This window comes from Streptomyces malaysiensis subsp. malaysiensis (genome assembly GCF_040653035.1).
Classification (GTDB): Bacteria; Actinomycetota; Actinomycetes; order Streptomycetales; family Streptomycetaceae; genus Streptomyces; species Streptomyces malaysiensis.
The window spans coordinates 1-10,849 of sequence record NZ_JBEZNG010000066.1; the positions used below are offsets into that span (position 1 = coordinate 1).

At 69.7% G+C, this 10,849-nt stretch carries 2 protein-coding genes; both read left to right on the forward strand.

All coding sequences use genetic code 11. The annotated features are described in order from the left end of the window. Positions 1–7,890: SDR family NAD(P)-dependent oxidoreductase (locus AB0E24_RS45645; protein WP_435865404.1), on the forward strand; the 7,890-nt coding region annotated here is incomplete at its 5' end. Positions 7,891–8,000: 110 nt separating this feature from the next. After that, positions 8,001–10,849: type I polyketide synthase (locus AB0E24_RS45650; protein WP_435865405.1), on the forward strand; the 2,849-nt coding region annotated here is incomplete at its 3' end.

Here is a 10,849-nt window from a genome sequence, read left to right on the forward strand (position 1 = left end):
GTGCCTGAGCGTGGTGGTGTGCAGGTGCAGTTGTCGGTGGGTGTGCCGGATGGGGTGGGTCGGCGTGTGGTGGGTGTGTTCTCGCGGTTGGAGGGTGAGGGGGAGGAGTCGTGGGTGCGTAATGCGACGGGGGTGTTGTCGGTTGAGGGTCCGGGTGTGGTGGAGGGGTTGAGTGTGTGGCCGCCTGTGGGTGGGGTGGCGGTGGATGTGGGTGGTGTGTATGAGCGGTTGGCTGGGGTGGGTTTGGAGTATGGGCCGGTGTTTCGGGGGGTGCGGGCTGCGTGGCGTCGTGGTGATGAGGTGTTTGCTGAGGTGGCGCTTGCGGAGGAGCAGCGTGTCGAGGCGGGGCGTTTCGGGTTGCATCCAGCCCTCCTCGACGCCGCCCTGCATATGGCTGGGGTGGGCCCGGACGGCGAGGAGACGGGTCCCGCTCGTCTGCCGTTCGCCTGGACAGGAGTCTCGCTGTACGCCACGGGCGCGACTGCGCTGCGGGTACGTCTGTCGCCGTCGGGATCCGAGGGGATCTCGGTGCTCGTGGCGGACGCCGACGGTGTACCGGTGGCTTCGGTCGACTCACTTGTGGGGCGGCCGGTGGCGGCCGAGCAGCTCACCGCGTCTCCGCAGGTGACCAGGGACTCGCTGTTCACCGTGGAATGGGATCGCGTGCCCACTGCGGACACGCCGGCGGCGGCGTCCCAAGCTCGGTGGGCAATGGTCGGGCCGGACGATCTCGGCCTCAGCGCCGCCTTGGGCGCGGCAGAGCAGGAGGTATTGAGCAGCCCGGAGCTGGCCACCCTGGCAGGCAACCCGGATGTCGTACTCATGGCATGTGTGTCCGACTCGGACTCGGGGGCAGAGGACCTCCCGACCACCACGCGCCACCTCGCCCACCGTGCCTTGCGGGTGGTGCAGGAGTGGTTGGCTGAGGAGCGGTTTGCTGGTTCGCGGCTGGTGGTGGTGACGCGGGGCGCGGTGGCTGCCGTACCGGACGAGGATGTGCCGGATGTGGCGGCGGCTGCGGTATGGGGTTTGGTGCGTTCTGCGCAGGCTGAGCATCCGGATCGGTTCGTTCTGGTGGACGTGGACGACGTACCGGCGTCGGCTGGTGTGCTCCGGGCGGTGCTGGAGTGTGGCGAGCCTCAGGTTGCTGTGCGGTTCGGGAATGTGCTGGCGCCTCGGCTGTCGCGTGCTGTTGCTCCTGCCGAGCGGGCCGGGCTGGGCTTTGCGTGGGATCCCGAAGGCACGGTGTTGTTGACCGGTGCTACGGGCACGTTGGGTGGTTTGCTGGCGCGGCATTTGGTGGCTGAGTGTGGGGTGCGGCATCTGGTGTTGGTCTCTCGGCGGGGTCGCGGGGCGGTTGGTGCGGTGGAGTTGGAGGCCGAGCTGGTGGGGCTGGGTGCGTCGGTGGCCGTGGTGGCCTGCGATGTCGCCGACCGTGAAGCGTTGGCAGGGGTGTTGGCGGGTATTCCGGTGGATCGTCCGTTGCGTGGTGTGGTGCATGCGGCCGGTGTGCTGGATGACGGTCTGGTCGAGTCGTTGACGCCGGAGCGCGTGGACGCGGTGTTGCGGCCGAAGGTGGATGCGGCGGTGCATTTGGATGAGTTGACGTGCGGCCTGGATCTGTCGGCGTTTGTGGTGTTCTCGTCGGCGGCTGCGACGTTCGGTGCGGCGGGGCAGGGGAATTATGCGGCGGCGAATATGTTCCTGGATGCTCTGGCGGCGCGTCGTCGGGCGCGTGGGCTTGCGGGGGTGTCGTTGGCCTGGGGCTTCTGGGCCGAGCGCAGCGATATGACCGGCCACCTCGCCGATGCCGACGTCGCCCGGATGGAGCGGAGCGGCGTCCTCCCGCTGTCGTCGGACGAAGGTCTTGCGCTCCTCGACGCGGCGAGCGCCATGGACCGACCGCTGCTGGTCCCCGTACGGATCGCTCCGACAGCGCTCCGCGGTGGCGCCGGTCCCGTACCGCCGTTGCTACGACGGTTGGTGCGTACCCCCGCGCGGAGGGCGTTGACGGATGGCGCGCAGGGCATGGATACGCCCCTGCACGGTGACCTCGCCCGGCTCGCGGGGCTCTCGGAGTCCGAGCGGGAGCAGGCGTTGCTCGACCTCGTGCGTGCGGGGGTCGGCGCGGTGCTCGGCTACTCCGGTGTGGACGAGATCGAGCCGGAGCGTGCGTTCAAGGAACTCGGATTCGACTCGCTGACGGCCGTCGAGCTGCGGAACCGGCTGAACGCCGCCACCGGGTTGCGGCTCCCCGCCACCCTCGTCTTCGACTACCCCTCGCCCGTCGCGCTCGCTTGCCACCTCCGCGATGAGCTCCTCGGCAGGAGCGAAGGGACGGCTGCCCAGGCGGGACGCCCCGCGACGGTGGCCGCGTCCCAGGATGAGCCGATCGCCATCGTGGGGATGAGCTGCCGCTACCCGGGTGGGGTGAAGTCCCCCGAGGATCTGTGGAGGCTACTGGCCCGCGGTGGGGACGCCATCGCCGGTTTTCCGGACGATCGTGGCTGGGACCTGGAGGGTCTGTATCACCCGGATCCTGATCACCGGGGCACGGCGTATGCGCGCGAGGGTGGTTTCCTCTATGACGCGGGTGAGTTCGATCCGGAGTTCTTCGGTATTTCGCCGCGTGAGGCGTTGGCGATGGATCCGCAGCAGCGGTTGTTGCTGGAGACGTCGTGGGAGGCGTTGGAGCGGGCCGGTATCGACCCGGCCTCGGTGCGTGGCAGCCAGACCGGCATCTTCGCCGGAATCATGCACCACGACTACGGCTCGGCCACGGTGCCGGAAGGAGTCGAGGGCTATATCGGCAATGGCACCGCCGGCAGCATCGCCTCGGGCCGCGTCTCCTACACCTTCGGTTTCGAAGGACCCGCGGTGACGGTGGACACGGCCTGCTCGTCGTCGCTGGTGGCGTTGCATCTCGCGGCTCAGTCGCTGCGTCAGGGGGAGTGCTCGCTCGCGCTCGCGGGTGGTGTGACGGTGATGTCGACCCCCGCGCTTTTCGTGGAGTTCAGCCGTCAGCGTGGGCTGTCGGCCGACGGACGGTGCAAGGCGTTCGCGGGGGCCGCGGACGGCACGGGGTTCTCCGAGGGTGTCGGCATGCTGCTGCTGGAGCGGCTCTCGGACGCACGGCGCAACGGCCACCGGGTGCTCGCCGTCGTCCGCGGGTCCGCCGTCAATCAGGACGGCGCGTCCAATGGGCTGACGGCCCCCAACGGCCCTTCCCAGCAGCGGGTCATTCGGGCCGCGCTGGCGAGTGCTGGGCTGTCGACCGCCGACGTGGACGCCGTGGAGGCGCACGGTACGGGTACGACACTCGGCGATCCCATCGAGGCACAGGCGCTGCTGTCGACTTACGGGCGGGAACGGGGCGCCGAGGAGCGACCGCTGTGGCTCGGCTCGATCAAGTCGAACATCGGCCATACGCAGGCGGCCGCGGGTGTGGCGGGCGTGATGAAGATGGTGCTGGCGATGCGGCACGGCGTACTGCCGAAGACTCTGCACGTCGATGAGCCGTCACCGCATGTGGACTGGACCGAGGGCGCCGTGCGGCTGCTCACGGACGCGGCGGAATGGCCGGAGACGGGCTACCCTAGGCGCGCCGGTGTTTCCTCCTTCGGCGCCAGCGGGACCAATGCGCATGTGATCGTGGAGCAGGCCCCCGAGGAGATGCACGTCGCCGAGCGCGTGGCCGGGCCCGAGATGTCGGGGCTGGTGCCGTGGGTGGTGTCGGCGAAGTCCGAGGGTGCGTTGCGGGTGCAGGCGGAGCGGCTGCTGTCGTCCGTGCGTGACGAGACGGACGCCGTGCCGTCGGCCGTGGACGTGGCCTCGTCGCTGGTGACCACACGCTCGGTGTTCGAGCACCGGGCGGTGGTGCTGGCTGGCGACCATCAGGGCTTCACGGCCGGGCTGGAAGCCGTGGTGGATGGTGTTCCGGCGGCTGGTGTGGTGCGGGGTTCGGTGGTGTCGGGGAAGTTGGCGGTTGTGTTCTCGGGGCAGGGCAGCCAGCGGATCGGGATGGGTTGGGAGTTGTATGAGGCGTTTCCGGTATTTGCGGAGGCGTTCGATGAGGTGTGTGGGCGGTTTGACGGACTGCTGGAGTGTTCTTTGCGGGAGGTGATCGGCGGGGACGTGGAGGGGCTGGATGAGACGGCGTTTACGCAGTGTGGGTTGTTCGCGGTGGAGGTGGCGCTGTTCCGGCTGGTCGAGTCGTGGGGTGTACGGCCGGATTTTGTGGCCGGGCATTCCATCGGAGAGCTGGTGGCGGCGTATGTGGCGGGTGTGTTGTCGCTCGACGACGCGTGTGTGTTGGTGGCGGCTCGTGGGCGGTTGATGCAGCAGCTGCCGTCGGGTGGGGTGATGGTGTCGGTGCAGGCCACCGAGGCGGATGTCCTGCCGTTGCTGGCCGGTCGTGAGGCCCAGGTGAGTCTGGCGGCGGTCAACGGGCCGCACTCGACCGTGATCTCCGGCGCGGAGGCGACGGTGATGGAGATCGCCGCGCAGTTTGAGGCTCAGGGCGTCAAGACGAAGCGGCTGCGGGTCTCGCATGCCTTCCACTCACCCTTGATGGAGCCCATGCTGGCCGACTTCCGCCAGGTGGCGGAGGGGTTGTCGTACGCGCCTCCGCGCATCCCGGTCGTGTCGAACGTGACGGGCCAGGTCGCGGACGTCGAGGCGCTGTGCTCGGCCGAGTACTGGGTGCGGCATGTCCGCGAGACCGTACGCTTCGCCGACGGCATGGCGGCTCTCGCGGAAGCGGGGGTGACGACCTCCCTGGAGCTGGGTCCGGACGGTGTGCTCTCCGGGATGGGACAGGAGTGTGCGCCGGACATCGAATTCGTCGCGGCGCTTCGCAGCGGCCGGGACGAGCTGGCCACGCTCCAGGAGGCACTGGCTCGGATCTTCGTCCGTGGCGCGCGGGTGGACTGGACGGCGTTGCTCGCGCCCACCTCCATACGTCACGTGGAGCTGCCGACCTACGCCTTCCAGCGGAAGCGGTACTGGCTCGAGGCCGGTGGGGCGGTGGGCAACGTGGCATCGGCCGGGCTGAGGTCCGAGGAGCATCCCCTGCTCGGTGCCGCGGTGCGGCTGCCCGACTCCGACGGTTGCCTGTTCACCGGCCGGCTGTCGGCGCGTACGCACGCCTGGCTGGCCGACCACGCCGTGCTGGGCTCGGTGGTGGTGCCGGGGACGGCGTTCGTGGATCTGGCGCTGCACGCCGGAAGCCGTTTCGGATGTGGCCAGGTGGACGATCTGGTGCTGGAAGCACCCCTTGTCCTTCCCGAACGCGGTGCGATCCAGCTCCAGGTGATGGTTGCCGGAGCCGATGACGACGGCCGTCGACCCGTCACCGTCCACTCCCGGCAGGAATCCGGCGATGAGGACCAACCCTGGACACGTCATGCCACCGGCGTTCTGACCCAGGCCGAGGAGCCGGAGTCGGCGCTCTCGGCCGAGCTGAGTGTGTGGCCGCCCGCGGATGCCGAAGCGGTCGACATCAGTGGCATGTACGAGCGCTTCGCGCTGGGTGGGCTCGCGTACGGACCGGCGTTCCAGGGCGTGCGGGCCGCCTGGCGGCGCGAAGGCGAGGTGTTCGCCGAGGTGGCACTGGCGGAAGAGCAGTGGCCGGACGCGGCACGGTTCCGTGTGCACCCGGCGTTGCTCGACGCCGCCCTGCATATGGCGGGCCCCGGCGGCCTGGTGGCCTCGGACGCGGAGCAGGTTCGCTTGCCGTTCGCCTGGAACGGGGTGTCGGTGCACCTCATCGGCGCGACCACGGTCCGCGTACGGCTGACGGCGGCCGGGGGCGACGGTCTATCGCTGACCGTGGCCGATGAGACGGGTCGGTTGATGGCCTCGGTGGCGGAGCTGGTGACACGTCCGGTCTCCGCCGAGCAGATCGACGCCGCGCGGGGCGCCGCGCATGAGTCGCTGTTCCAGTTGCGGTGGAACGCCATGCCACTCGCGGCCGACGCACCGGCCACCGCCCGCTGTGCGCTGATCGGCGAGGAGGACGGCGACCTTGCCGTGGCGTTGCGGTCGGCGGACTGGCAGGTGGGCACACACCCCGGACTGGAGGCCCTGGCCCGGTCCGGCGCCGAGGGCGAGCCCCTGCCCGAGTGGGTGCTGCCGGTCTCCGCGATCGGCCCCGGTGGCGATGCCCGCCGCGGCGTAGGCGGCGCGGCGCACCGGGCGCTTGAGTGGGTGCAGGAGTGGCTGGCCGAAGACCGGTTCGCCGACTCCCGGCTGGTCATCACCACTCGGGGTGCCGTGGCCACCTCCTCCACCGAGAGCGTGGACGATCTGGCAGGGGCGGCGGTATGGGGTCTGGTGCGCTCCGCGCAGGCCGAACACCCCGGGCGACTGGTTCTCCTGGACGTGGACGATCCCAAGGAGCTCGGCTCCGTTCCGTTGGCCGCCGCCCTCGCCTCGGGCGAGCCGCAGTTGGCCGTGCGCGGCGGGCGCGTACTGTCGGCGAGGCTGGTCCGAGCCGAGGAGTCGGGGGAAGGTGGCGCTTCGGCGGCATGGGACTCCGAAGGTACGGTCCTCATCACCGGGGCCGGCGGCACCCTGGGCGGTCTGCTCGCCCGGCACCTGGTGGCCGAACACGGCGTGCGCCATCTGGTGCTGCTCAGCCGCAGGGGCCCGGCGGCCGAGGGCGCGGCCGAGCTGGCGGAGCAGCTGTCCTCGGCGGGTGCGTCGGTGACCTGGGCCGCCTGTGATGTGGCCGACCGGGACGCCCTCCGCGCGGTGTTGTCGGACATCCCCGCCGCGCATCCGCTGAAGGGCGTTGTCCACGCCGCCGCCGTCCTGGACGACGGTGTGATCGCGTCGTTGACTCCGGAGCGGCTGGACACGGTGCTGCGACCGAAGGCGGAGGCGGCCCTCGCCCTGCATGAGCTGACGGCCGGGCTCGACCTGTCGGCGTTTGTGGTCTTCTCCTCGGTGGCGGGCATGTTCGGGGCCGCCGGGCAGGGCAACTACGCCGCCGCAAACGCCTTTCTCGACGCGCTCGTCACACAGCGCCGTGCCCACGGTCTCCCCGGCCTGTCGCTGGCCTGGGGCCTGTGGGAGGAACGCAGCGGGATGACGGCGGGGCTGGCCGAGGTGGACAGGCGGCGGATGGACCAGGTCGGCATCTCCGCCCTGTCCTCGGCCGAGGGACTCGCACTCTTCGACGCCGCGTGTGCGAGCGATGGCCCGGTCGTCGCCGCCGCGCGGCTGAACACGACGGTCTGGAGGTCCGCAGTACACGAGGAAATGGTCGAAGTTCCTTATGTGCTACGGGAGTTGGTGCGTCTGCCCGCCCGCCGGACGGCGGCAGCGGACTCCACCGGGGCTGCCGGAGCGGCGGAGGCGTTGCGGACACGCCTGGCCGGAGCCTCGTATGCGGAAGGGGAACGCCTGGTGCTGGACACGGTACGCCGGAATGTCGCCGCCGTGCTGGGCCACGGCGGCCCGGAAACCGTGGAACCGGGCCGCGCGTTCAAGGATTTCGGCTTTGATTCGCTGACTGCGGTGGAACTGCGCAATCGGCTCGGCACGGTGACCGGACTGCGTCTGACCGCGACACTGGTCTTCGACCACCCCACCCCCACCGCGTTGGCCCAGCACCTCCATCGCGAGCTGTCGCGGGACGTCGGGTCCGCGGCCACTTCGGTGCCCGTATCCGTGGGCCTCGATCAGCTCGAAGCCGGTCTGTCGACGATGACCTGGGAGGAGATCGGCCGCACGGATGTGGTGTCACGCCTGCGGGAGCTCTTGGCAAAGTACGGCGACGCACGGGAAGTCCCGAACGGCAACGCTGCTGCTCTCGTCGACCAACTCGAATCGGCGACGGATGGTGAACTCTTCAAAATGGTGGACGAGGATCTCGGAATTCTCTGAAGCAATAACCCTCCGCGAAGCGGTAACCCTCCGCAAATTGCCGACAGTCTTGTGATTGGGAAAGCGCGATGAGCAACGAAGACAAACTCCGGGATTACCTCAAGCGAGTCATTGCCGAACTCCACCAGACGCGTCAGCGCCTCGAGGAAGCGGAATCCGCGGACCACGAGCCGATCGCGATCGTGGCGATGAGCTGCCGCTACCCGGGCGGGCTGCGCTCGCCCGAGGAGCTGTGGCGGTCGGTGGCCGCCGGCGAGGACGCCATCTCGGGCTTCCCCCAGGACCGTGGCTGGGATGTGGAGGGGCTCTACGACCCCGACCCGGGCGCGGTCGGCAAGAGCTATGCGCGTGAGGGCGGATTCCTGCTCGGCGCCGGTGAGTTCGACCCGGCGTTCTTCGGGATGTCCCCGCGCGAGGCGCTCGCGACCGACCCGCAGCAGCGGCTGCTGCTCGAGACGGCCTGGGAGGCGTTCGAGCGGGCGGGTATCGACCCGGAGTCGGTGCGGGGCAGCAAGACCGGTGTCTTCACCGGTGTGATGTATCACGACTACGGCACCGGTCTGACGTCGCTGCCCGCAGGCGTGGAGGGCTACCTGGGCAATGGCACCGCGGGCAGTATCGCCTCCGGCCGGGTGGCTTACACACTGGGTCTTGAGGGCCCCGCAGTCACGGTCGACACGGCGTGCTCCTCGTCTCTGGTGGCCCTGCACTGGGCCGGCCAGGCCCTTCGGCGTCAGGAGTGCACACTCGCCCTCGCGGGCGGCGTCACGGTGATGTCCACTCCCGGAACCTTCGTGGAGTTCAGCCGTCAGCGGGGTCTCGCGCCGGACGGCCGGTGCAAGCCGTTCGCCGCGGCCGCGGATGGCACGGGCTGGGGCGAGGGTGTGGGCATGCTGCTGCTGGAGCGGCTGTCGGACGCGCGGCGCAATGGCCATCCGGTGCTGGCGGTGGTACGCGGCTCGGCCATCAACCAGGATGGTGCGAGCAACGGGCTCACGGCCCCCAACGGGCCGTCCCAGCAGCGGGTGATCCGCCAGGCCCTGGCCGACGCCAAGCTCTCCGCCAAGCAGGTGGACGCCGTCGAGGCGCATGGCACGGGCACCACGCTGGGCGATCCGATCGAGGCGCAGGCACTGCTGTCGGCATACGGGCAGGATCGGCCCGAGGACCGGCCGCTGTGGCTCGGCTCCATCAAGTCCAACATCGGCCATACGCAGGCCGCGGCGGGCGTGGCCGGCATCATCAAGATGGTGCAGGCGATGCGGCACGGGTTGCTGCCGCGGACCCTGCATGTGGACGAGCCGTCGCCGCACGTGGACTGGTCGGCGGGCGCGGTCAGGTTGCTCACCGAGGCCACGCCCTGGCCGGAGGGCGACGAGCCCCGCCGGGCGGGCGTCTCGTCGTTCGGCATCAGCGGGACCAACGCACACATCATCCTGGAGCAGGAGCCCGCGGCCGACCAGGATACTGAAGCTCCGGAGTCAGCTGGGCAGTTGCCGTCCGGCATCGTGCCGTGGCTGGTCTCGGCGAAGTCCGAGAGCGCCCTGCGGACCCAGGCGGAACGGCTGCTCGCCCACCTGGACGCACGGCCGGAGATGGTACCCAGCGATATCGGTCTCTCCCTGGCGACGACGCGTACCGCGTTCGAACGCCGGGCGGTGCTGCTGGGGTCCGATCGCGCGGCTCTGGTCGAGGGTCTGAGCGCGCTGGCGGAGGGCAGCAGCGTCCCGGGGCTGACCCAGGGTGTGGTTGCGGGTGCTGATGGTCGTGTGGTGTTGGTTTTCCCTGGTCAGGGGTGGCAGTGGGTGGGTATGGCGGCGGGGTTGTTGGAGTCTTCGGCGGTGTTTGCGGAGCGGGTGGGTGAGTGTGCGGTGGCGTTGGCGCCGTTTGTGGAGTGGTCGTTGGTGGATGTGTTGCGGGGTGGTGAGGGTGATGCCGTTGCGTTGGAGCGGGTGGATGTGGTGCAGCCGGTGTTGTGGGCGGTGATGGTGTCGTTGGCGGAGGTGTGGCGTTCGTACGGCGTGGAGCCCGCGGCCGTTATCGGTCATTCGCAGGGTGAGATCGCGGCGGCGTGTGTGGCGGGTGCGTTGTCGTTGGAGGACGGCGCGAGGGTGGTGGCGTTGCGGAGTAAGGCGTTGCGGGCGTTGTCGGGGGGTGGTGGCATGGTGTCGGTGTCGCTGCCTGTGGGGGAGGTGCGGGAGCGGCTGGTCCGATGGGGTGAGCGGTTGTCGGTGGCGGCGGTGAATGGACCTTCGGCGGTGGTGGTTTCCGGTGACGCGGTTGCGTTGGAGGAGTTGCTGACGCTGTGCGAGGTGGAGGAGATCCGGGCGCGTCGTGTGCCTGTGGATTACGCCTCGCACTGTGCTCACGTTGAGGTCATCGAGGGTGAGTTGCTGCGTGAGCTTGGGGGGATCGGTCCTCGGCCGTCGTCGGTGCCGTTCTATTCGACGGTGACGGGTGGGGTGCTGGATACGGCGGGGTTGGACGCCGGGTACTGGTATTGCAACCTACGCCAGACCGTCCGCTTCGATGAGACCGTAGGCGCCCTGCTGTCCGATGGCTTCCAGGTGTTTGTTGAGGCCAGTGCCCATCCGGTGCTGACGGTGGGTGTGGAGCAGACGGCCGAGGAGCACGGGTCCCGGGTCACCGCCGTAGGTTCGCTGCGCCGTGACGAAGGCGGCCTGGACCGTTTCCTGACGTCCCTGGCTGAGGCATATGTGGGCGGGGCCGCCGTCGACTGGGCGGGGATGTTCGCGGGGACGGGCGCGCGGCGGGTTGAGCTGCCCACGTATGCCTTTCAGCGGGAGCGGTACTGGCTGGAGTCCGTGGGTGGGGGCGTCGGCGAGGGCGCGGCGGCCGGTCTTGGTCTGGGTTCGGCTGATCATCCGTTGTTGGGTGCGGTGGTGGGGTTGGCGGGTGTGGATGGGGTGTTGTTGACGGGGCGGTTGTCGTTGGTTTC